The organism is Enterococcus mundtii, assembly GCF_003957375.1.
Classification (GTDB): domain Bacteria; phylum Bacillota; class Bacilli; order Lactobacillales; family Enterococcaceae; genus Enterococcus_B; species Enterococcus_B spodopteracolus.
In genome coordinates this window covers 1,284,858-1,307,888 of sequence record NZ_CP025473.1, presented here as the reverse complement: position 1 = coordinate 1,307,888, position 23,031 = coordinate 1,284,858, and the positions used below count along the sequence as shown (strand labels likewise).

The 23,031-nt window shown below is 40.3% G+C and carries 18 protein-coding genes and 1 other RNA gene; 2 read left to right on the top strand and 17 right to left on the bottom strand.

The window, feature by feature from the left end; genetic code table 11:
* Nucleotides 1-164 precede the first annotated feature (164 nt).
* The 7 genes from CYK55_RS06505 to CYK55_RS06475 form a co-directional block, all read right to left on the bottom strand.
* Nucleotides 165-839 carry an HD domain-containing protein gene (locus CYK55_RS06505; protein WP_034688163.1) on the bottom strand — a complete coding sequence of 225 codons (675 nt, stop codon included), beginning with the start codon at nucleotides 837-839 and terminating at the stop codon, nucleotides 165-167.
* Between the two features lie 30 nt (nucleotides 840-869).
* Entirely contained in the window at nucleotides 870-2,372 is a 1,503-nt protein-coding gene (locus tag CYK55_RS06500; protein ID WP_034688161.1) for a carboxypeptidase M32, read from the bottom strand.
* A gap of 60 nt (nucleotides 2,373-2,432) precedes the next feature.
* Nucleotides 2,433-2,900: an ASCH domain-containing protein gene (locus CYK55_RS06495; protein ID WP_034688159.1), complete on the bottom strand. Its 468-nt coding sequence runs from the start codon at nucleotides 2,898-2,900 to the stop codon at nucleotides 2,433-2,435.
* Between the two features lie 81 nt (nucleotides 2,901-2,981).
* Nucleotides 2,982-4,151: a THUMP domain-containing class I SAM-dependent RNA methyltransferase gene (locus tag CYK55_RS06490; RefSeq protein ID WP_010735544.1), complete on the bottom strand. Its 1,170-nt coding sequence runs from the start codon at nucleotides 4,149-4,151 to the stop codon at nucleotides 2,982-2,984.
* Between the two features lie 296 nt (nucleotides 4,152-4,447).
* An RNA gene (gene rnpB / locus CYK55_RS06485) (RNase P RNA component class B) lies at nucleotides 4,448-4,818 on the bottom strand.
* 18 nt (nucleotides 4,819-4,836) lie between these two features.
* Nucleotides 4,837-5,250, bottom strand: coding sequence for a cell division regulator GpsB (gene gpsB, locus CYK55_RS06480; RefSeq protein WP_010735545.1), 414 nt, complete (start codon nucleotides 5,248-5,250; stop codon nucleotides 4,837-4,839).
* A gap of 89 nt (nucleotides 5,251-5,339) precedes the next feature.
* The gene (locus CYK55_RS06475; RefSeq protein ID WP_034688158.1) at nucleotides 5,340-5,879 is read right to left on the bottom strand and encodes a DUF1273 domain-containing protein; all 540 of its coding nucleotides are present in this window, start codon (nucleotides 5,877-5,879) and stop codon (nucleotides 5,340-5,342) included.
* Between the two features lie 64 nt (nucleotides 5,880-5,943).
* Between CYK55_RS06475 and recU the strand changes: the two genes are divergently transcribed.
* Both recU and CYK55_RS06465 read left to right on the top strand, forming a co-directional pair.
* Nucleotides 5,944-6,585 (top strand): Holliday junction resolvase RecU, encoded by a 642-nt coding sequence (recU, locus tag CYK55_RS06470; RefSeq protein WP_034688157.1) that lies wholly within the window; start codon nucleotides 5,944-5,946, stop codon nucleotides 6,583-6,585.
* Nucleotides 6,575-8,965, top strand: coding sequence for a PBP1A family penicillin-binding protein (locus CYK55_RS06465; protein WP_034688155.1), 2,391 nt, complete (start codon nucleotides 6,575-6,577; stop codon nucleotides 8,963-8,965). Before recU ends, CYK55_RS06465 begins: the two co-directional genes overlap by 11 nt.
* Nucleotides 8,966-9,019: 54 nt before the next feature.
* Here CYK55_RS06465 and CYK55_RS06460 read toward each other — a convergent pair whose 3' ends face one another.
* The 10 genes from CYK55_RS06460 to CYK55_RS06420 form a co-directional block, all read right to left on the bottom strand.
* A complete protein-coding gene (locus tag CYK55_RS06460) occupies nucleotides 9,020-9,424 on the bottom strand; it encodes a hypothetical protein (protein WP_126134067.1) in 405 nt (134 codons plus the stop codon).
* A gap of 5 nt (nucleotides 9,425-9,429) precedes the next feature.
* Nucleotides 9,430-9,993 carry a hypothetical protein gene (locus tag CYK55_RS06455; protein ID WP_034688153.1) on the bottom strand — a complete coding sequence of 188 codons (564 nt, stop codon included), beginning with the start codon at nucleotides 9,991-9,993 and terminating at the stop codon, nucleotides 9,430-9,432.
* 24 nt (nucleotides 9,994-10,017) lie between these two features.
* Nucleotides 10,018-10,542 (bottom strand): hypothetical protein, encoded by a 525-nt coding sequence (locus CYK55_RS06450; protein WP_034688151.1) that lies wholly within the window; start codon nucleotides 10,540-10,542, stop codon nucleotides 10,018-10,020.
* Nucleotides 10,543-10,596: 54 nt separating this feature from the next.
* The gene (locus tag CYK55_RS06445; RefSeq protein WP_051536160.1) at nucleotides 10,597-13,557 is read right to left on the bottom strand and encodes a BspA family leucine-rich repeat surface protein; all 2,961 of its coding nucleotides are present in this window, start codon (nucleotides 13,555-13,557) and stop codon (nucleotides 10,597-10,599) included.
* A gap of 147 nt (nucleotides 13,558-13,704) precedes the next feature.
* On the bottom strand, nucleotides 13,705-14,895 hold the full coding sequence (locus CYK55_RS06440) for a hypothetical protein (RefSeq protein WP_034688149.1): 1,191 nt from the start codon (nucleotides 14,893-14,895) through the stop codon (nucleotides 13,705-13,707).
* Between the two features lie 75 nt (nucleotides 14,896-14,970).
* Nucleotides 14,971-15,141 (bottom strand): hypothetical protein, encoded by a 171-nt coding sequence (locus CYK55_RS13450; RefSeq protein WP_161633738.1) that lies wholly within the window; start codon nucleotides 15,139-15,141, stop codon nucleotides 14,971-14,973.
* Nucleotides 15,142-15,187: 46 nt separating this feature from the next.
* Nucleotides 15,188-15,748 carry a hypothetical protein gene (locus tag CYK55_RS06435; RefSeq protein ID WP_034688147.1) on the bottom strand — a complete coding sequence of 187 codons (561 nt, stop codon included), beginning with the start codon at nucleotides 15,746-15,748 and terminating at the stop codon, nucleotides 15,188-15,190.
* Between the two features lie 30 nt (nucleotides 15,749-15,778).
* Entirely contained in the window at nucleotides 15,779-17,824 is a 2,046-nt protein-coding gene (locus CYK55_RS06430) for a MucBP domain-containing protein (RefSeq protein ID WP_126134066.1), read from the bottom strand.
* Nucleotides 17,825-17,874: 50 nt separating this feature from the next.
* Complete coding sequence (locus tag CYK55_RS06425) at nucleotides 17,875-18,576, bottom strand: hypothetical protein (protein WP_126134065.1); 702 nt, start codon at nucleotides 18,574-18,576, stop codon at nucleotides 17,875-17,877.
* A complete protein-coding gene (locus CYK55_RS06420; RefSeq protein WP_126134064.1) occupies nucleotides 18,573-23,009 on the bottom strand; it encodes a hypothetical protein in 4,437 nt (1,478 codons plus the stop codon). Before CYK55_RS06420 ends, CYK55_RS06425 begins: the two co-directional genes overlap by 4 nt.
* Nucleotides 23,010-23,031: the final 22 nt, after the last annotated feature.

Here is a 23,031-nt window from a genome sequence, read left to right as displayed (position 1 = left end):
GAGACAGAAGTGTTTAACCTCAAAAAAAAGGCGTCATCCACGAAAATTGTTTTTCAACTTTTTGTGGATGACGCTTTTTTTTACGAAGAACTTCCTTATGTTCTCGCCGTTTATTTGGTTTTAGATGACGCGAGAGGACGAATGGCTCAGACGTATCTATTTAATTATCGGTTACGCCAGATTTGTGAATCAAGTGAATCATCGCCGACAAACCATTCTTTGTAGAACTCCTCTAGAAATTCACGCATGAACGCTTCACGTCGTTTTGCTTCTTGTTTCGCATAACCCGTATTCATTTGATCTGGCAATAACAACAATTTTTCATAAAAATGATTGATGACTGTCGAGCCTTTACGATAATCTTGTTTGTTCGTATAATTGATTGGTTGGATGGCTGGGTCAAAAATCGGATGCCCCTTATGTCCTCCATAATATGCCGTACGTAAGATACCCATCGCACCTAACGCCTCTAAGCGATCTGCATCCTGTACGATCTTGCCTTCTAAGGACAATTCGACGTTATCAGACCAACTTTTTGAAAAAGACATATTTTCGATGATATGAAAGATTTGATGAATCTCTGATTCTGCAACTCCGATGTTTGCCAAAAAGACTCTGAGTCTTTCTTTCGCTTGCTCTTCATCTTCGACCACTTTATCATCGATCGTATCGTGTAGATATGCCGCTGCCAGCGTGATAAAAGGATTGGCTTGCGGTAGTGTCTCAAGGACTTGTCGGGAAAGTTCGACTACTCGATTCGTATGGTCCACACCATGTCCTGAACGATCCAAAGCCAATTGTGCCATGCTGTAGTTAGCAATTTCATTTAATTTATACACTGCCGCTTTCACCTTCTATTTGAGAATTTTTTAGACTTCTTCAACACCATAAACGCTAAAGTAAAGTTTTCGCATAAAATCGATCAAGTACTGCGGATTCAATGCTTCTCCTGTCGCCTCTTGAATCAATTGATTTGGTTTTCTTGATGCGCCGTACTGATGGATTTTTTCTGTCATCCACTCTTTGATCGGTGAGTAATCATCAGAAGCCAAAATCTCATCAACAGCGATATCTTTTTTCATTGCATGTAATAATTGTGCAGCATACATGAATCCTAACGCATAAGATGGGAAGTAACCAAAACTTGCACCTGACCAATGGACATCTTGCAAGATCCCTTCTAAATCGTTTGTTGGACGGATACCTAAGTACTCTTCATATTTTTGGTTCCATACTTCTGGTAATTTCTCAACTTCTAACCCTTCATTGAAAATCATTTTTTCGATCTCATAACGTATAATGATGTGTAATGGATACGTCAAACTGTCTGCTTCGATCCGAATCAAGCTTGCTTTTGTATACTGTAACGAACGATAGAAATCATCAAAAGAAATATCATCAAAGGTTCCTTCAGCACACTCTTGGAAGAATGGGTACTGCTTTTCCCAGAAACTGCGGTTGCTGCCGACAATGATTTCATTGAAAAGTGATTGCGACTCATGAATACCCATTGATGTGCCTTCGCCTACTGGTGTATACGTATATTTTTCATCAATATTTTGTTCATACATTCCGTGTCCGGCTTCATGGATCACTCCAAACGTTGCCATTTTGAAGTCCTCTTCATTCCAACGTGTCGTGATGCGGACATCATTACGATTGATCCCGATCATAAATGGATGGATCGTGTCATCTAAGCGCCCTCTAGAAAAATCATACCCTAACTGTTTGATCACACCGACTACAAAACGTTTTTGTTGTTCCTTCGTCATTTTACGTGAAAGAAAATCCGTCTCAGGTGCTGTTCCTTTTTCGACTAAGTCTTGACGGATGGACATAATCCCTTCTTTGACTTGGTCAAATACTTGGTCTAAGATCTCTACGGTCATTCCTGGTTCGTATTGGTTCAACAGCACATCATAGTCTGTTTTCTCCTCTTTACGCCAATATGGAATCAACTGTTTTGTGATCTTGATGTTTTCAGATAACGCGGATTCAAAATCAGCAAATTGTTTTGATTCACGCGATTCTTGCCATTTCGTGTGGGCTTTAGAAGTCGCAGAAGTTAAAGCAATCATCAATTCTTCCGGTACTTTATGCTCTAATTCATAGTCTTCTTTGACTTTCTCAAAAACGGTTTTTCCAAGATCAGACAACTCGTCAGGGTGCGCAGAGAAGTATTCGATTGCTTCTGCGATTTTCGATCCGACTTTTTTTGAGAAATATAGCCCATATAAATAACTGTTGACTTCACTGCGTTCTTCACTTGATTTTTCTGGCATGCCTGTTTGGATATCCCAGTCCAATACTGTTAACGCTTGACCCATTAAATCGATTTCTTTGACTTCTTTCAAAAATTCCTTTTCATTCATCCAAAAATCCTCCAACTTATCCTAGTTATCATTTATCCAATAGTTATAGCTCACTTACTTTTACGACATTTCCTTTGCGTTGATTAATTCAAACCGTTCAACAGCAAGGGGGATCTCTTCATAAAATTCTTTTCCAATTTGGGGCAGTAACTCCCTAAAAAATTTTTTATGAACTTTATACCAGTAATCATGGCTCAAATCACCCTCACCCTCAGCACAGGCAATTTCTTCTGTTACTTCATTCATTGGCATTATCGTCATATCTGTATATTTTATGATGCCTACAGGTTCGTCTTTACTATTTAAAACAATGGTATAACTTCCGATTTTAGATAAAGGGTCTGCATCGTAATACAGGCATTCATCGTATGATGAACATGACGCCGTTTTGATCCCCTTTAAAATCAAATCCGCCAATTCATCTGCCATCGGTGTCCCTTCCCACCCCCACTGCTCTGCAGTAACATTTGTTGGAGGGACTTCGCCTTGCCAAAATTCTTTCCAATATTTTTTTGCTTGTTCATTCATTTTCAATTCCTCCAAAAATCATAGGGCCAAAGGTCTTAAAGTCCCAACCATGGTTTTTAGGTGTCTATACTTATATCCTAGTTATTCATTTTCAGTCCGTTCTTTTCTTGGTGGCCGAGTTCCCCAATATTGGAACAGATCTGTGCGCAATGCACCATTGTATAATTTACGTTTTTTTGTTGCTTTTTGTCCGTAAAATTCTTCAAATGCCAAATCACTTGTCAAGATGTACTTACTCCACGTTTTCAATGGTCGGAAGACCTCACCCATTTCTTTGTAGAGACGACGAACAGACTCTTCTTCACCTAAGCGTTCACCGTAAGGGGGATTAGCAACGATGACGCCGTATTCTTTTTCCGTTTTGAAGTCCTTCACTGCCCGTTGTTGGAAAGTGATGGAATCTCCTAAACCGATCTCTTCCGCATTAGCTCTGGCGATACCGATCAATTGACCATTGATATCAGACCCAGTGATATCTAATTCGATATCATAATCTGCCTGTTCTTCCGCCGCTGCACGAACTTTTTCCATGATTGCCGGATCGAACCAGTCCCACGTCTCACACACAAATTCACGATTGAAACCAGGGGCGATATTATGACCGATCAATGCAGCTTCGATACAGAGTGTTCCTGAACCACAAACCGGATCATAAAACGGACGATCTTTTCGCCAGTTCGTCAACATCACTAAAGCTGCTGCCATATTTTCTTTTAATGGGGCACCACCTTTTTCCAAACGATAACCGCGTTTGAACAGACTTGGACCAGTCGTATCAAGGGTCACTAACACATGATCTTTCAATAAAGCAACTTCTAGTTGGAAATGTGCACCGGTTTCTGTCAACGGCACAGTAGACGGACGATGGTAGTACGTACGTAGTCTTTCAACAATTGCTTTCTTAGTGATGGCTTGACAGTCTGGTGTACTATAAAGCGTCGATTTGATCGATTTTCCAGCTACAGGGAATGACGCATCTAAAGGAAGATAATCTTCCCATGGCAACGCTTTGACTTGCTCGAATAATTCATCAAACGTACGAGCATCAAATTCACCCACGACGATCTTGATACGATCTGCTGTACGCAACCATAGATTGGTTGTAGCAATCGTTTCCATCGTTCCTTTGAAACGCGCACGACCATTTTCGACTTGACACTCGATGCCAAGATCTCTCAGTTCTTTTCCTACTAATGCTTCTAGCCCGCTGGCCGCTGTGGCTATTAAATTGAATTCTCTATTTTTATCCATTGTATTCTCCTTATCAATCAAAAAGAGGTATGATGACCTTCGTCCTCTATAATCAAACAAATGGTGTGGCAGAAGCAGCCCTTAGAAAATAAGCAACAACACCCAAAAATACGACAAGCTATTTTCGTATGTTGCTGCTTCATTCTTGGAGCTGTGCGCTTCCGTCACACCCTCTTCTAAATCTCCTACATCCGATCTTTTCTATGTGAAAAGATCGGATGTAGGAAAAAGCTATTGTTAGTACTGATTTTGTAGGCTGTTATTCGCCTATCGATTTATTCCCTGAAGATGTGGTTTTCTATAAGCCATGTTCTGTACTTTGTTTTTCCAGGGAGAAAAAACAAAGCGGTAACCATCTATCTGCAGATCAACTGCCCTTTTGTCTCGTTCTGATTCCCCGACAAAAAGCGCCCCTACCGTTGTTTGGGTTGCTCGCTCGAGGGGTTTACCGCGTTCCACCGAACAAGTTTCCTCGTTCGCTTCGTCACTGTGGCACTTTCAAGGATACTGAAGCATAGCCGAAACCTTAGCTTGTTTTCCTGCCGTTACTCTAAAAGAGTACCTTAGCTTATTTTTTCGCTAAGCACGAACACTACAGGCATCACAGCCTGTGCGAGCATGGACTTTCCTCAGTCTGGTCAAAGCCAGACCGCGATTACCCGAAAACCACAAATCGATTCATTGCTTAAAACTGACGTGTTGCTTCGTTGTCATGTTCATTTGTTGTTGTATAGTTGTTTGGATTAGGCGTTACTGGTGGTACATTTCCTGCTTGTGCATCTAATTTTTTACCAAATACTTCACGTTCAAGATTTGATAGACGTTTTAAAATATCAAAATTCGTTACTGCCGCACTTTTCGGAGTTTCTGTTTGTTGTGCACGACTTGGAGCTGCTCCTTGGTTTTTCGATAATTGAGCGACTTTTGCACTTAATTTATCGTTTTCTTCTTGTAAAGCAAGGAGTTGTTTGCTGTAATTCTCATAATCTTTGATAATATTGTCTAAGAATTCGTCAACTTCGATCGGATCATATCCGCGCATTTTTGTTTTGAATTCTTGTTGTAAAATGTCTTTAGGACTATAAATCAAATTCGCCATATTTACACCTCTAGTTCTCATTTACGTATTAACGTTTCTACTTTTTTATTGTATCGGAAAAGACTTGATAAATCAAACACTATATTATTTTATTCACTAAAATTTTGCAAATCATCCATGCTGACGGTTCGAATCTCATAAGGATGACTCCCTTGGTATTTTTGTGCATCCTTAAAAAAATAGTCTATTTTTGCAGGATATTCTGGATCATAAATCAATAGTGTCCCGTCTGTATGTTGTAGAATAAATTGGGTATGATTCCTTAGTTGACTTGGTGATTGATAGGGTTGGTGACTCACCGACTCACGATAGTCAGAAAGCTGTTCTACCAGCCTTTTCTTTTCCTGATTGTTCTCATTCCAACCATTGCCAAACTCTGCAAACGGATAAATGATCCCAAGCTTCAATTCTGGATAATCCGCCTTCATTTCAGCGACGACTCCACCTGCCCATAATTCGACGCCTAAGTTACCGCTGATGATCACCCATTCCAATCCTTCTTCCACCAATTGGGTCAATTCATTTTTTAAAACTTTTTTAATAACTGTCATTTTAGGGTCATTATCTTTGAATATGCCTAATTCAAAACTGCGATAACCAGAGATATACATTACTTTTATTGTATCCATTCCAGTTTCCTTTTCTTTCTCTGTGCTTTTTTGCTATAATGTGGCCTAGGAGAGTGATTCGATCATGGTTTTACGCTATCCAAATGGCCGTCCTTATATCAAGGATGCCTCGTCCAAAGAAAAAAAACAAGTAAAAAGGAACCCAAATACGGAGTTTGGCAATCGCGGGATGCGATTTGAAGAAGCCATCAATGAAAGCAACGAGTATTATCTGGCCCATCAAATGGCTGTTATCCATAAAAAGCCAACACCGGTTCAAATCGTAAAAGTTGACTACCCTCGACGTAGTGCCGCTGTCATTAAAGAAGCTTATTTTACACAAGCTTCTACAACTGATTATAACGGTGTCTATCGAGGTTTCTATTTGGATTTTGAAGCAAAAGAGACAAAAAACAAAACTTCATTTCCATTTAAAAATTTTCATCCCCATCAAATCTCACATATGGAAGCTTGTCAAAAACAAGGAGGAATCTGTTTTGTACTTTTATGGTTTTCTGCCTTACAGCGTTGTTTTTATTTAGATAGTACACATTTAATCCACTATTGGAACGAACAACAGACACAAGGAAGAAAATCCTTGCCGCTTTCATTGATCGAAGAATTAGGAATCGAGATTCCAAGTGGTTTTGCCCCTCGTGTTCCATACTTGCAAGCAATCGACCAGTACTTAGAATCTAATGAAGGAGAACCAAAGAATGCCAACTAACCAAACAAGATCTTCTAAAAGAAGCACCTCCTCTTCTTCTCCAAAGAAAAGAGGAAAACAATCAACGAAAAAAGGCACTGGAAAAGATCGAAAAGGATTGATCACACGTATTCTTTTAATTGGTCTTTCCTTGATCTGTATCGCTTTTCTCGCAGGGGTCGGACTTTTTTGGTTTTATGCCAAAGATGCTCCTGCTTTGACAGACGAAAAACTGGATGCAACAGTTTCGTCAAAACTTTATACGAAAGATGGCGAGTTATTTGAGGATCTAGGAGCAGAAAAAAGAGAAAAAATTTCTGCCAACGAACTGCCAAAGACACTTGAAGATGCCATCGTGTCAGTCGAAGACCGAAGATTTTACAAACATATCGGTGTCGACCCTGTTCGGATCATCGGTGCCGCATTATCCAACTTCACATCTGGCGGCTTACAAGGTGGTAGTACGTTGACTCAGCAGCTGATCAAGCTCTCTTTCTTCTCCACTAGTACCGAAGACCAAACAATCAGACGTAAGGCCCAAGAAGCCTGGATGGCTGTCAGACTGGAACAAACGAAATCAAAACAAGAGATATTGACCTACTATGTCAACAAAGTCTATATGTCTAACGGTCTTTATGGCATGGAAACAGCGGCTCAATCTTACTTTGGAAAAACATTAAGCGAATTGAATTTACCGCAAACCGCGCTTTTAGCAGGAATGCCTCAAGCACCGTCAGCTTATGATCCTTACCAGTTTCCAGAGCAAGCAAAAAAACGTCGTGACACTGTCTTGTACACGATGCTCCAAAATGAAAAAATTTCTCAAACAGAGTACGATACAGCGATCAATACACCGATCACGGATGGCTTGCAAGAATTAACTCAAGAAGACACTAATACACGGATCGTCGACAATTATGTCAAAGAGGTCATCAATGAAGTCCATGCTAAAACAGACAAGAATGTCTATACCGATGGCTTAGATATTTATACGAACTTAGATTTGAATGCCCAAAAACACTTATATGATGTAGTGAATACAGATCAATACGTTGCATATCCAGATGATCAAATGCAAGTAGCCACTACATTGATCGATGTCAATACTGGACAAGTCACAGCGCAGATTGGTGGAAGAAACATTCCGGATGATGTCGCTTTAGGTAATAACTTAGCTGTTAATACCTCTCGTGACTTTGGTTCAACTATGAAACCGATCACTGACTACGCGCCAGCATTTGAAGAATTGAACTATTCTACTGGCAAATTGATCGCCGATGCACCCTACAATTATGAAGGAACTTCTATTCCTGTTACGAACTGGGACAACCGTTACATGGGAATGATCACCTTGCGCCAAGCGTTATACCTTTCAAGAAACGTCCCGGCAGTCAAGCTATTCAATGAAGTTGGCGCAGATAAAGTTGCTGAATTCTTGAGTAGCTTAGGAATCGAATATAGCACGATCCATCAGTCAAATGCGATTTCAAGTAATACTGAACAACAAGATGGTACAAAATACGGTGCTTCTTCTGAAAAAATGGCCGCAGCATACGCTGCCTTAGCAAACGGTGGCACTTACTATAAACCACAATACGTTAATCGGATCGTTTTCCAAGATGGCACTGAAGAAACGTTTGAACCAGAAGGAACAAGAGCGATGTCTGAAGAAACAGCGTATATGGTTACTGACATCTTGAAAGATACGATTACTCGCGGAACTGGTACGAATGCCGCAATCCCAGGGTTGATTCAAGCAGGTAAAACAGGAACATCTAATTATACGGACGAGGAATATGCTAAGTTAGGTACCTCAACGGGCGTTTATCCAGATATTTTATTTGCTGGTTACACACCGAATTATGCAATTTCTGTGTGGACGGGATACAATGATAAAATGACTCCGATCACTTCCACTGGAACAGACGTAGCTTCAGATGTTTATCGCGAATTGATGAAATTTGTCTCCGCAAATGTGACAAATACGGATTGGACGATGCCTAGCGGGCTGTACCGTTCTGGTGGTGAATTATTCTTTAGAAATGCATCATCATCTGGCAATTCAAACGCTACGGTGCCGTCAACGACGATTCCTTCTTCATCTGCGGTCGTTCCTGTAACTCCTGTTCCAGACTCTTCAACTAGCGAAACTGTTCCTGAGACTTCTACAAGCTCAACGACTGAACCTAGTAGCTCTGAACAGTCGATACCACCAAGTAGTGAACCAACTGAACCAAGTAGCGTGCCTTCTACAGAACCACCAGCCTCTTCTAGCGAGGAAGCACCACCTGAATCCTCTGCTACGCCACCAAGTTCTGAAGATACAAATGCTGCTGGCGGTGACAGTGGAACACGAACTGCACCTTCTACTCGAGCTTCGTCAAGAAACAGTAGTGACTGACCAATAGAAAAAAGCCATCCTCTGCGGATGGCTTTTTTGTTTACTCGTTTTCTGTTATTTTTCAATGATCATTGCTCTACTAGATCGATCATTTAAAGTATTCAATAGGATATTTTTTTTCCTACAAAACAAAACTACTCCCCCAGAAATACCAATCAACAAATAGCCTAAGAAAACGATTCGTTGATTTACTACTGTTCCAGTTTCCTGTAGATTTTTTTGAGTGATTGCAGAAAGATCAGCGACTAGTGTCTGATGCTTATTTGTTTCTTTTGTTTCTTCAACAGTCGATCCAATCGTACCAGATACTCTGATATTGTGAGTGGATTGCACCTCTTCTGCCTTAACTAAGGTTGAAAAGGATAAGCTGATAATAAGAAGTATGTGTAGTACCGATAAAACTTGCCATTTTTTACTTCTAGACTTTCTCATCTTACTATCTGATAGTAGATTTTCCATTTGCTTTATTCCTCTACTGCAAAATTTAATACTAGTTTAAAACTCGGATTACTTTCTACGGAAGCATTTCTCGGTGTCGCATCCCCACTAAATCGGAAGTTACCAACTGTATGATTCCCCTCATTACCAGATAAGGTGAATAAAGGCGTAGTTGCAACTGTCGAAACTCCGTCTTTAAATAATTCGATCGTATTGATCATTAGTCGATCCACTTCGCTCATTTCTTTGACTTCTATCACATTTGAGACGGAAGCTCGCACACTTAGCGCAGAATGGTTCGTCACATGATAAGCCGGAGAAGTAATCTTTTTATGCTCAGATTCTTCTGTTGTCCGGAAAATAGCTGTCGTCGGTAGGGTCACATTGATCCATTGATCGAGATTTTCTGGATTTGGACCAGGCTTTGTATTATCAAATTCACCGATGATCCCCTTTATAGTGATATCTCCAGAAGTTGCGCCTTCTCGCCCATCGATGGTTTGGACTGGACTAGCAAAAGCGGTAATTCCACTAATACATACTCCTGTAATTGTTAGAATACTTAATACTAATTTTGTTGCTTTTTTCATTTAGGTAGCCTCACTTAAATTGGATTAATCTTTTATCAATATGCTAATTTCTGCTTCGGTTACGCCTTGTTTTTCTTTGGTTTCTGGATCATAGATATTGACTGTCGCTGTTGCAGGATATTCTCCTTTTTCTAAAGGTCGCTTCAAATACACCGCTTCAATCAATTGATTGGGATAAATCGCGCCAGAAGAATAAATCACTTCTTTCGTATCATTGATCGTGATATCGACCGCAATCGGATAAATATTCGTGCCAGGATTGACGATTTCGATCGATCCACGACTTCTGCCATTTTCGAAAACTGCTTCTGGGTTGATCTGCAAGGTGAAATAATTTGCATCTGCTAGTTCTTGCGCACGCTCAGAAAACCGTTGATCACTTGCATCACTGATTTCAGGTAACAAATCCGCGCTGATAACTGGAGTGGGTTCTTTTTGACTAAACCAATACCAACTAGCAACAGTCATCACCATTAAAAAAACAAACAATAATAAGACGCCGTTCTTCCGTCGTTTCTTTTGTTGATTCCTTCGTTTTGTTTCACTCATTGGTTGAACGTCTCCTAGTCATTATCATTCTTTTATCTCGTACATCTATGCCCGCTATCTGGGAACAAATCGTAAAATCATACGATAGGTAGGAACGAATGAATCTTGATAATAGCCCCCTTGTTCATTGTCACTTTCCGCGATCCACTTAGGATAGGGCCCATAAAATCGACCGGTCAAATGGAAAGGGACACTTGAGTATGGTGCAACTTGTGCCAAGCGTTGTTCACTTCTTCGTCCATATAAAGAAATTTTGGTTTCATTAGACATCAACTGTAATTCCAATAGTGGTTGTTTGATATCAGAGAAGTTTTTCGGTTGTCCTTCTTGCAATGGCGCGTGATCTAAAGGATTCTCATCCTCTCTTAACAAGATGACCCCTGCATCATCTTCAATAATGAACTGATTTACATACGTATCAACAGAAAGATCTGAATGATTACGGATCTCGTAATCTGGACTAACAAATTCACGATTAGTTTCCTCGCCTTGGTAGAGGGATTCGAACACCATTTTCGTCGGTATGGAAACTTTTAGATGATGGATCTTCGAATTAACATCAATGCCTATTGTAAATTGATAGGCTTTGTTCCCTACTTGAAATGTGGCGAAATACGTGCCATCGTCCACATCATCCTTAGTTAAATCTGTAGCCACGATTTTAATTTCCTGACTGCGGTCGTCCTGTGTCAAAACATCGTGTGCTGTTGCCTGACTTTCCTTCAGAATCAATTCATGGAGTTCTGCTTCACTGGTTAATGCCTCTAACTTCTTACGCTCTAATGTGAAGTGATTTGCAGTGTAGTCGAGACCTTTGATTACCTTTTTTTCAATCGTCAAATCACCAGTTGTTTCGACGGATGGTTTAGCAACAGTGAGCGTTACCTCTGTATCTGTTGCTAAACGCTCATTTTCTGTTAAGGGTATCTCAAACTGTCGAATCCGTTGATCTGCATCTTGGTAATCTCCCCACTTGATCCTCGGTGATTCTTTGGTTACAGTGACTGTTTGTCCCGCTGTATTTTGGTAAGTGATCGTTCGATTATCCGTTACTTCTGTCATCCAGCCAGTGATTGCTATCGATTGGTCACTTAATGGCTCTAATGCAGCCACTAATTCTTCCGGACGAGAACGCTCCCATACATAAGTTCCTGGATGACTTCCGTCATAATTTGCCATAAATTCGTTTGAATTCTCAAACGCGATGGTTCGAACTGAACTATCCAAACTTTCTTCAAGCACCCATCGTCCTGTATACTCCGCTGTAGGTACGATAGTTCGTAAGCTGGTATTTCCGATAACTGATTCTTCTCCTAATTTAAGGGATGAAAGTCTTGATGCAAGATGGAACATGCCCCTAATATCTTTATCTCTTGTGTCCCAATTGCTCAAATCTAATTCAGCTAGCGAAGAGGAAGACATAAATAAATTCCCCATATCGATCACTTTCCCAACATTCCATTGACTAACATCTATATCAATAAGATTGGATGTCCACGCAAATGCATGGCTCAACGTTGTCACATTGGAGACATCCCATTGACTGACATCTAACTTTCTTAAATTGCTCATCCAAGCAAATGTGTGACTCATGCTAGTTACATTAGACACATCCCATTGACTAATATCTAGCTCTTTTAGCGCCGAAGTACGTGCAAACATCTCATCCATATTCGTTACCTTAGATGTATTAAAATTCCCTACACCTTCAATACTTTCTAACTGTCTTGCCCCGTTAAAAAGAGAGGCGCTATTTTCCGGTAAAAATACCTCGTTGGTGACAATGATCGTTTCAACTTCGAAAGTGCTTTTCCATGGCGCTTCTGGGACCGATCCAGCGATTCCACCATACAAATGGATCGTTTTCGTTGCCTCGTCGTATTCCCAAGGGACAGTTCCCCATAACTGCTGGTTCTTCCGATAAGTATAGGTGACTATTTGCTCAACATTCGTGAAAAAACCTGTTGCATTTACTGGGATTGCAAGCAATTCCCAGCCTTCAATTGCTTTTGCTTCTGTGCGATAGGATTCTCCGCTAAAGCCCGTTAAAATATCACTTTGAGCCAACTCGTTTCCCACTTCATCCACATATCGTACGATGACACTGCCTTGTTGCAAGCGTTCAAAATTGGCTTGAACAATCACAGATCCCGTTCCCATTCGCAAATTAGTATTCGCAAGATTACTGTTTGTAATCGTCGCTCCGTTTTGGGTTAGAAACTGCCAATTGACAAACCGATATCCGACAGCTGGATTCGCATTCAAATTGATGGTTGCTCCTTGGGCGGCGGATGAAGCTGAAGCCGTAGGATTGCCACCAATCGTTGGATTGGCCTGAACACTCACACTATGAGTGATTTGTTCATAGACTGCTCGAATTGACGAATCTCCTGCCCCCATCGTAATGGATGTACTTTGACTCGTTCGGTTTGCGATAGTCGTGTTTCCAGAAACAAGTTCCCATTGAACAAAGCGATATCCATTCGAAACGTTGGCATGGATCGTGGTCGTTTCACCTTGTGCCAGTATTGTTTGATCCGCTCTTGGATTTCCTCCAGCAATTGGAGAAGATTGGAAAGTTAAATTATAAACCCTCTCATAGATTGCTCGTATCGTTATCGTCTCATGCACTGGTGGTCCTATAGGGCCACCAGTAGAGATACTAAGAATTGTTGTTTCTTCATTTAGATTGCTTATCGAAGCATTCAATCCGTTGATTAGCTCCCATCGAACAAAACGAAACCCTTGGTTCGGATTTGCACTGATAGTGTATAATAAACTTCCCCATGGCGGATTTATATGAGGGGCAAAACTAGGTCTACCACCTTCTGAAGGACTTGTTTCAAATGTGATTGTTGCATTTCTCTCTAGTCCTAAACTTGGATCATTTTGGCTTTCGGGTGCAGATTCACTAGTTTCTGATCCATAGGCAAAATGAAAAGGTAGATGGGTCAAAAGAATCACTAATACGGTCATTAAGATGATTATTTTTTTACTATTTTTTTTGCTTTTCATTGGTACTCCTTAACTTTTAGCTGTTTCAACAAGCGAATATTCTTTCTTTGTTAGAGTTCTTATAAATTAACAACGTGACTATTCATCAGACAATTAATCATTGATATCTCTAATCGATAAAAATTTTATCGATTAGAGGTACTTTTTTTATGCGCGTTGCTCTTTAGGGGAAGAACTACGCAATTTCTCTGAACTCTTGCGTTGCATGATTTCTGCTGATTTGCTTACGCTTGCTTCCATTTTGTCGTGTAGCTTACTGGGACCGGCAATATTTGTCGCTAAGGAAGGTGTTAATGTTTTTTGTGTCAGTCTTCGTTGCTTCACTTCATGAGAAGTTCCCGTACGCTCACTCACATTGAATAAAGTCTCTGCTTTTGAATAATCGCCTTTCATAGCTAGTAATCGAGCTTTTTGTACGATGTCTAAATCATTTTTCAATTCATTAATTTGACTTTTTAACTGACGATATTTTTGTCGGTTAAAAATATACTTACTAAAAAAATTGATTCGTTGTTTTTTACTTTGTAATTCGGCTAATTCATTTTGTTTCGTGTTGACTTTCATATTGTATTTTTCTAAGTTATGATTTTTTAGGATTGTTTCTTTTAATTCATGGATTTTTTCAAAAACGGAATGAGTATCTCGGTAGTAACCTTGATCTTCTTTCCAGTTTTCAATGAAATTACCAAGTGCTAATTCACTTTGTGTTTGATGTTGTTTAAACCTGCCATAGAAACCCGCATCCTTGAAACTAGCATCCATCTTCAAGTCATATCTTTTTTTATGCATTATGATTTTATCACCTAATTCATTAATATTTTTCTCATCATTTGATGAATCATACTGAAATTTATATTGATCAAAAAAAACGGATAATTTTTCAAAATGATCATCAAGTTCATGATGAATCATTTTTTTGGCTTGTTTTAAATCTGCTTGAACAATTGGTGCCGACCCTTTCATTTGGCTTGATATGTCTATTCTTTTTGTCGATTTACTACCCTGACCTGATTTAAGTCTTTCTGATTCTCTTTCTTGAATCAACTGTGCTTTCTCCGCTTTATATTGTTCATAGCGAGGATCACTCATATCTTTGATGCGGTCTATTTTCACTTGTATTGTTGAGATTTTTTCCGTTAACTGCTGAATTTTTTCAGGATCTGATTTTACTTCAATAGCTCTCGAGTTACTAGATTGAACGGTGGACTTCTTTTCATTCCGTGCAGCAATTTGTTGTCGCAACTTATTTCTCTCTGCTACTAAGTGATCATATTCAGGATCATTGATATCTTTTATACGTTCAATTCTTTGATTTAATTTTACGAGTTGTTCATCCATTTATCATTCCCACTTTCTTAAAGAAATCCTTGATCTGTCTTCACGCTATTATCCATGAACCAAATGACTTATTTGTTATTTTTTATTTTTTTGTAACGCACGTTTGAATGCTTCTGACGATCGAACATTCTCTAAATAAACGCGTTCTTGCTCTCTCTTGTTTTCTTCTATCCTTTTCATTGCTTGGATTCGCTTAGTTTCACGGCCTATTCTTCGTTGCTCATTACTCATACGCTCATGTTCCATTGTTTCTCCTCCAATCAGGATGGCTCAAATTGATCATGAAAATTCCTTATGATCTTTGCAATGATGGTCTTCTTGTTAACTGATTATTTTTTGATAATTGATTGATTTTATTACTTTTACTGATCGCCTCTTTTTTTACTGTAGCAAAACTTAATTTTTTGACTTTAGCAACGGATTGTTGTTTTACCACTTTTTCTGACTTGACTTCGGCTGATTTAATCCTTCGTTGTGAAGATGTCGCTCCGATTCCGAGTGTTTTTATACTCTTTAATAGATCAAACTTCATGAAGTTCGCTCCTAATTTATATAAAAACTGAAAAAGATTCCGATTGGTTTTTGTTGCGATATTTTTTACAACAGGCGCTTTTTCTTTCGCAGCTTCCGCTTTGACAGGTTGTTTTTTAGCTGCCTTCGTCGTATTAGCAGATGCTTCTAAAGGTGATTGTTCTTTTTCTTTCTTTTTTGTGATTCTATTTTTGATCATCTTCGTCACCTTGACGACAAATCTTCCTAAATATTTTAGTCCCATAAAACCATATTTAGGTGTTCTCAACGATGTTTTTTGCAACGTTTTTACCTCTGGATCAGGCTGTTCATTGGTGATCATTAAACTCCTCCTTTAAGTCAATGATTGGTATCATTTGTTTTTACATTTAGTTCGCTTTTTTAGTTGTTTCCAAAAGACAAATGCAACGATTGACGTCCCTCCTACAGTTAAGGAAATTCCTGCTTGACTATTCAATTTTGGTAGCGAACGCTTCTCTTCTTTTCTTCTGATTGTAACTCCATTATTCTTTTTAGTTGGTGGTGTTTTATTCGATCCTTGGTCTACCGGTTTTGTTTCAGGGTGCTTATCCTTATTATCATTAGGTTTGTCTTCCTCTGGTATCGGCTGCTCCTCACTTCTAACATAGATGAAATTTATCTCTTGCTCCTCGTCTGTAAATACACCTGTAGGTTGACCGATGGTTTCTTTCACTTCCCAACCAGCTATTTGCATTGGCTCTGCCTTAAAAGCTTCTCCCCAACGTCCAAGTAGAATGTCCATTCGATTTTTTTCAGACGTTTCCTCAAAAATGTGGTTAACGACTACTTGACCGCCAATTTTACGCTCGTATTGGATCGTGACCGTTTGTGCTTGTTCCGTTACTGTCACTTGTGGCAATTCACCTTTTATTTGCCAGCCTGCAAGTAGTTTTGGTATTAACTCGAATTGCTCGCCCACATTTCCTACATCTGTAAAAATTTCACTCATATTCAATGACGGCTCATCAATATATTCGTGATTCACGGTGATCGCTCCGCTAGTTTGTCGTTCATATTGGATCGTGACCGTTTGGGCTTGTTCTGTCACGGTCACTTGTGGCAATTCACCTTTTACTTGCCAGCCGTCCTCTGTTCTAGGGGTCAATTCAAAGCGATCGCCCACATTTCCTACGTTTGTGAATCGCTCACTGCTGTTCATGGTCGGAGCACCGATAAATTCATGGTTCACGGTGATCGCTCCGCTAGTTTGTCGTTCATATTGGATCGTGACTGTTTGTTCTTGTTCTGTCACGGTCACTTGCGGCAATTCACCTTTTATTTGCCAGCCAGCCTCTGTTCTAGGGGTCAACTCAAAGCGATCGCCCACATTTCCTACGTTTGTGAATCGCTCACTACTATTCATAGTCGAAGCACCGATAAATTCATGGTTCACGGTGATTGCTCCGCCAGTTTGTCGTTCATATTGGATCGTGACCGTTTGTGCTTCTTCCGTCACGGTCACTTGTGGCAATTCACCTTTTACTTGCCAGCCGTCCTCTGTTCTAGGGGTCAACTCAAAGCGATCGCCCACATTTCCTACGTTTGTGAATCGCTCACTGCTGTTCATGGTCGGAGCACCGATAAATTCGTGGTTCACTGTGATCGCTCCGCCAGTTTGTCGCTCATATTGGATCGTGACCGTTTGGGCTTGTTCTGTCACGGTCACTTGTGGCAATTCACCTTTTACTTGCCAGCCGTCCTCTGTTCTAGGGGTCAATTCAAAGCGATCGCCCACATTTCCTACGTTTGTGAATCGCTCACTGCTGTTCATGGTCGGAGCACCGATAAATTCGTGGTTCACTGTGATCGCTCCGCCAGTTTGTCGCTCATATTGGATCGTGACCGTTTGGGCTTGTTCTGTCACGGTCACTTGTGGCAATTCACCTTTTACTTGCCAGCCGTCCTCTGTTCTAGGGGTCAACTCAAAGCGATCGCCCACATTTCCTACGTTTGTGAATCGCTCACTGCTGTTCATGGTCGGAGCACCGATAAATTCATGGTTCACTGTGATTGCTCCGCCAGTTTGTCGCTCATATTGGATCGTGACCGTTTGGGCTTGTTCTGTCACGGTCACTTGTGGCAATTCACCTTTTACTCGCCAGCCGTCCTCTGTTCTAGGGGTCAACTCAAAGCGATCACCCACATTTCCTACGTTTGTGAATCGCTCACTGCTGTTCATGGTCGGAGCACCGATAAATTCATGGTTCACTGTGATTGCTCCGCCTATTGTAGGATTCTTTGTATAGACAAATTCAATAAGTCTTTCCGGACCAGCTGCCATCTGACCGGAAGCACTTGCGCTTCCAGATGATAATCTGCTGAAGGTATATCCCGGAATGACTGGAGGTGTATACGCATAGTTTTGACCAACTTCCATTTGTTCTACCAGTGAATCTCGGAGTTCATTCCCTGCCTCATCGATATATCTCACTCTGATTGAATTTTTTGTTCGCAGCGACAATGTTCCAAGATTAAGATTAGTAAGCGTAATCCCCCTGCATTGATTGGCTCATGACCAAAAAGAGCAGCAGTTGTTGGGTCAATCGCCCATGTATCTAAATAAAGCGTACTCAAGTTAAGATTGATCGAGCTATCATGACCATTTATAGTACTCACCTGATTCCTTGTGATTGTCACATCAACTCTTGTAAAATTTCCCGTAGTTGGGCCAACTACCCTGCTAATACTCATTCCAGAAGGAAGATTTGCGGCAGTTACATCACCTATTCTGTAACTACCGGACAGATTAGGTGCATTTCCATAATGCATTTGAGTATAAAAGATATTGGGCACAGGAGTATTCCCGTGCTTGCCTCCTGTAATAGCTGGAATCCAGCCATTATGGTCTGTCACCATGGCATAGGTTGGGATATTAACTGAAAAAGTGACGCTCTCTCCTGGCTCCACACCTAAAGAATTATTTGCTTGTGGAGTAGTAGTGATTTGTTGAGAAATTGCTTTTTCTCCTTCGTCATGCAACCACTCACGTAAGCTCTTTCCTTCATGGATCTCATCGAGACTAATATTAAGTGCATAAACATTAACTGGAAAATGCAGGAGCAACATGATGACACTAAATATGCTCATTAATTTGATTTTATTCATTGAATCTCTCTCCGTATTCTTCATTTTTCAAAAGATATCTGACCTTTCAGCAGGGGTTTGCCACTGACATTATTACTCTTCGAAATTGCTTTTTGTTTGATTGAATCAAATGCCTCTTTGACGGCTGGCTGACGATTGTTTCCTTTATTCTGTTCAGCAATCTGTGGATTACTTTCAGATTTCATATTATCCACTCGATGTCTTGTAGCTTCACTTAATTGATTGGTCGCGCGGTTTTCACGAGCTGACTGTGATGGTGGCTCATGAATATCCGCTTTCACATGAACTGTTTCATGGGTATTGAAAGAATTCGACCGACTTGAACGATTCGATTCATTTTGGGTTTTATTTTCTGTCTCTTGACCATAGACCCATGCATACGGACTTTTATCCGTTGACTTCATTTCGGCGTTAGCCACTTTCATTCCATCTTCTTTTGATCCAGCATTTTTTATTGAAGAACTATCATGAGCAGATATCCGATCATCCTTATCCACTTTTTCATTAGATTTATCAAAATTCCTGTCTACTTCTAAAGAGTTTTTTTCGATTGTCTCTTTTTGCGTCGGCGTTTCTAATGTTGGGTCTTCTTTTTTATAATACTTTCTTTGTAGCGCATGAAGTCCTTTACTCAAAGCAGTTACACCAAAGGAGACAGCAAGTCCCATTGCAATAACTGAAGTTACTTTAAATAAAGCAGGAGCTGTGGCTGCTGTGAAAATGAATGGCGCAACAACTGGTGTCAGTGCGATACCAATTCCTGCTATAGCTATACCCACACCAATGATGATCGCAAAAGATTTCCAATTTCTTTTAAAATAGCCCTTTACAGATTTATCTTTTTCCGGATCTTCAGGACTGAATTTTTCTGATGAATGATTTTGTTGTTTTGTTTTTGTTGTATCTTTCTCATGAACGGTAGTTTCCCTTTGAATCGATTTTTCTTTTGGATCAATTACTCGATCTTCTAAGTTTCTCTGTCGATTTCGTTCTGTCTGACGATAGGTTTGTATTCTAGAACGAAGTTTTCGTATATAATTGATCAATTTTGGTCCATAAGCAGCAGCCAAAATCGTACCGTAAACCAACAGAGTTAGTGGAAGTCCATACATCGCAAGGTAAGCTGGGACGATACCTAAAATGGCAGTCACCCACATACTGATCAATGGCCAAGATGCTAGTGGTAGTAAGTTCAAGAAAAACCTTCCGATTTGGATAGCTCGGCTTTTTTTTGTGTGGATTTTCTTTTTTTGTGTATGCGGTCCTGACTCTGGCAATTCTATATCGTCATCCATAAAATCAGTTTCTGTAGCTTTATCCGTTTTCTCTGAAGCATTCTCATTTAAACCAAAAGTACTACTACTAGCGTCTATTCCAAGTTTATCTAAAGGATCAGTTGTGTTTTCCGACTGTTTTTTATCCATTCCTCGAGTGGCTATACTCGCTTCATCCAGTTTCGTTGATTTCGGTTCCCCACCTTCACTCATCTGATTTCTCATTTGGCTATTTTGAGTGTCTGAGGAAGATTCCTCTACTGGTGCGTGGGAACTATCTGTTTGAGTATTTGTTTCAGGTGGTTCTTTCTCTATTGGATTAAATTTGAGTTTATCAGCTAACAATTCACGGATTTTTTTCGTGTTACCAGCAACAATACCTGTTTGATCAGCAGAGAGAGCAGTAGATTGGTTGCTTGGTTCTTTTCTAAGATCTAGTTGATCGGATGTAACACTTTCTTCTGATTTTTGTCCATCACTACTTTTTACAGCAGGATTTTCAAATTGGCCCCGGCGTTGGCGAAATGTCTCGTTAGCCAAGCCGGTTTGTTGCTGTAATGTTTCATTAGAGACACTATCTTCAGTTTCTCTCCCAGTTCTGGACTCGTACTGTCTTCGCATCGCTTCAACTCGACCCGTTGATTCTGGAACTGGGCGGGCGTTAGAAAACTCATTCGCTTTTTCAAACTGATCTCTCATTGCTTTCACTCGACCCGTGGATTCTGGAGCTGGGCGGTCGTTAGAAAACTCATTCGCTTTTTCAAACTGATCTCTCACTGCTTTCACTCGACCCGTGGGTTCTGGAACTGGGCGCTCATTAGGATGATCATTCGGATTTTCAAACTGATCTCTCGCTGCTCTCACTTGTCCCGTGGATTCTGGAGCTGGGCGGGCGTTAGAAAACTCATTCGCTTTTTCAAACTGATCTCTCACTGCTTTCACTCGACCCGTGGGTTCTGGAATTGATCGTTCATTGCTAAAGGCGTTCGGATTTTCAAACTGATCTCTCACTGCTCTCACTCGACCCGTGGATTCTGGAGCTGGGCGGGCGTTAGAAAACTCATTCGCTTTTTCAAACTGATCTCTCACTGCTCTCACTTGTCCCGTGGGTTCTGGAACTGGGCGCTCATTGCTAAAGGCGTTCGGATTTTCAAACTGATCTCTCGCTGCTCTCACTTGTCCCGTGGATTCTGGAGCTGGGCGGGCGTTAGAAAACTCATTCGCTTTTTCAAACTGATCTCTCACTGCTTTCACTCGACCCGTGGGTTCTGGAATTGATCGTTCATTGCTAAAGGCGTTCGGATTTTCAAACTGATCTCTCACTGCTCTCACTCGACCCGTGGATTCTGGAGCTGGGCGGGCGTTAGAAAGCTCATTCGCTTTTTCGAACCGCTCTGTCGCTGCTCTCACTCGACCCGTGGATTCTGGAGCAAGGCGGTTATCACTTTTGACACTAGGATTTTCAAATTGAGCGCGACGATTTTGGAATTCTTCGTTCGTTAAGCCGGTTTGATTCGATTTTGTTTTATTTGCAGATGATGATTCATTCGTATAAACTGCGCGTTCGTTTCCTTTACGTACGATTTCACTACTGCCATGCATGGGGGTAGCTCTTTGATAAGAAGTTCCTTGATGTTCACTCTCTCCATGACTTTTTTTCTTGGAAAACGATGGTTCATTACTTGTACTAGTAAGGTTGTCGAATCGAGCAATAAGGTTTTGAGATTCTTCGTCTCCCCTACCAGTTTGATTCAGTTCTGCATTGTTTGTCCTTAATGAGTCATTGTTATCTATCCTACTAGTTTGACCTTCATGTACTAGCTCACTACTTCGTTGCTTCCTAGGTGGATTTTGATAAGTAGCTGTCTGATAATTATCTGTTCCTCTTTGGTTCGTTCTCTCGATAACTGGTTGTTGGTTACTGGGTCCAGCCACATTGCCAAACTGGTCTCGATATCTTTGAATTTCTTCGTTCGCCTTACTTGTTTGACTCAGTTCTGCATTGTTTGTCCTTAATGAGTCATTGTTATCTATCCTACTAGTTTGACCTTCATGTACTAGCTCACTACTTCGTTGCTGCCTAAGTGGATTTTGATAAGTAGCTGTCTGATAATTATCTGTTTCTCTTTGGTTCGTTCTCTCGATAACTGGTTGTTGGTTACTGGGTCCAGCCATATTGCCAAACCGGCCTCGTCGTCTTTGAAATTCTTCGTTTGTCATGCCGGTTTGATCCGGCTCTGCTTTGTTTGTGGGTGATGATTCATTCGTATAGACTGTGCGTTCGTTTCCTCTACGCACCAATTCGCTAGTACCTTTTAATGGAGGAGCTTTTTGATAGGATGATGTTCCTTCATTTCTTTGGTTCTGTCGATCTGTCGGTTGATTTTGCCTATTTTGAACATTCGGTGAATCATTCGTTTGCGAGGTTCTCCATCTAGACGACTCTCGACTTTCTAATGATGAATGATCATTTATTGAATGATTCAGACCTTCATAGTATTGGCGCAATCGGTTGACTGTCCCTGATGGTACTTCAGCTGAATGGGGTTCTATATTATAAGAAGTTTCTTTTTCAAACCGTTGTTTTAAATCACTCACTTTAGGTCTTTGATGGTGTTCTTTTTTTGTATATTGATTCGTCGTGTGAACAGAATTTACGTACGTCGCGACATTCTCTTTTATCTGCTCATTGGATAAAGCTTCTTGCTTTCCGTTGCCTCTCTTATTGAGTGTTGCTTGTTCTGCAAATCTTTTTTCCTGTTCCGCCACTAATTTAGGACTTACTAATTCATCAGATGCTTGTAATGATGTGTTCGACGTAAAAGTAGGTGGCACTTCTTTTGAACTTGTTTCTCGCTCACGTATATTTTCTTTTAAGACCATCATCCGCGATTTATATATGGAGAATCTCAGCGCATTATAGTCTGATGGATCAATGCCTCGGATCATTCTGTCAAATGATTGTTTTAAATCATTTGTCTTTTCTTCATTCACTTCTTTTCGTGAAGAAATCAAATCTAAAACGAAGTGGAATTCTTCTCTCAAAGTTTCAGGATTGCTATCCAATATTGCTTTTGCTTGAAACTCATTGAATACTTTTTCTTCATAAGGTTTTACTGATTTTATTGAAATATCTTTGTTTAGATATTCTTTAAGGTAGTCTTCAAATTTTTTATAAAACATCGGTCTCCTCCATTCAATGAAG

Bases quoted from the DNA above. Each gene is read 5' to 3' on its own strand.
- gpsB (WP_010735545.1), bottom strand. From the start codon at position 5,250: ATGGCGAATTTGATTTATAGTCCTAAAGACATTTTACAACAAGAATTC.
- CYK55_RS06450 (WP_034688151.1), bottom strand. From the start codon at position 10,542: ATGAGTGAAACAAAACGAAGGAATCAACAAAAGAAACGACGGAAGAAC.
- CYK55_RS06445 (WP_051536160.1), bottom strand. From the start codon at position 13,557: ATGAAAAGCAAAAAAAATAGTAAAAAAATAATCATCTTAATGACCGTA.
- CYK55_RS06455 (WP_034688153.1), bottom strand. From the start codon at position 9,993: ATGAAAAAAGCAACAAAATTAGTATTAAGTATTCTAACAATTACAGGA.
- CYK55_RS13450 (WP_161633738.1), bottom strand. From the start codon at position 15,141: ATGGAACATGAGCGTATGAGTAATGAGCAACGAAGAATAGGCCGTGAA.
- CYK55_RS06490 (WP_010735544.1), bottom strand. From the start codon at position 4,151: ATGGATAAAAATAGAGAATTCAATTTAATAGCCACAGCGGCCAGCGGG.
- CYK55_RS06440 (WP_034688149.1), bottom strand. From the start codon at position 14,895: ATGGATGAACAACTCGTAAAATTAAATCAAAGAATTGAACGTATAAAA.
- CYK55_RS06475 (WP_034688158.1), bottom strand. From the start codon at position 5,879: ATGGATACAATAAAAGTAATGTATATCTCTGGTTATCGCAGTTTTGAA.
- CYK55_RS06460 (WP_126134067.1), bottom strand. From the start codon at position 9,424: ATGGAAAATCTACTATCAGATAGTAAGATGAGAAAGTCTAGAAGTAAA.
- CYK55_RS06430 (WP_126134066.1), bottom strand. From the start codon at position 17,824: ATGGAAGTTGGTCAAAACTATGCGTATACACCTCCAGTCATTCCGGGA.
- CYK55_RS06500 (WP_034688161.1), bottom strand. From the start codon at position 2,372: ATGAATGAAAAGGAATTTTTGAAAGAAGTCAAAGAAATCGATTTAATG.
- CYK55_RS06495 (WP_034688159.1), bottom strand. From the start codon at position 2,900: ATGAATGAACAAGCAAAAAAATATTGGAAAGAATTTTGGCAAGGCGAA.
- CYK55_RS06425 (WP_126134065.1), bottom strand. From the start codon at position 18,576: ATGAAGAATACGGAGAGAGATTCAATGAATAAAATCAAATTAATGAGC.
- recU (WP_034688157.1), top strand. From the start codon at position 5,944: ATGGTTTTACGCTATCCAAATGGCCGTCCTTATATCAAGGATGCCTCG.
- CYK55_RS06420 (WP_126134064.1), bottom strand. From the start codon at position 23,009: ATGTTTTATAAAAAATTTGAAGACTACCTTAAAGAATATCTAAACAAA.
- CYK55_RS06435 (WP_034688147.1), bottom strand. From the start codon at position 15,748: ATGATCACCAATGAACAGCCTGATCCAGAGGTAAAAACGTTGCAAAAA.
- CYK55_RS06465 (WP_034688155.1), top strand. From the start codon at position 6,575: ATGCCAACTAACCAAACAAGATCTTCTAAAAGAAGCACCTCCTCTTCT.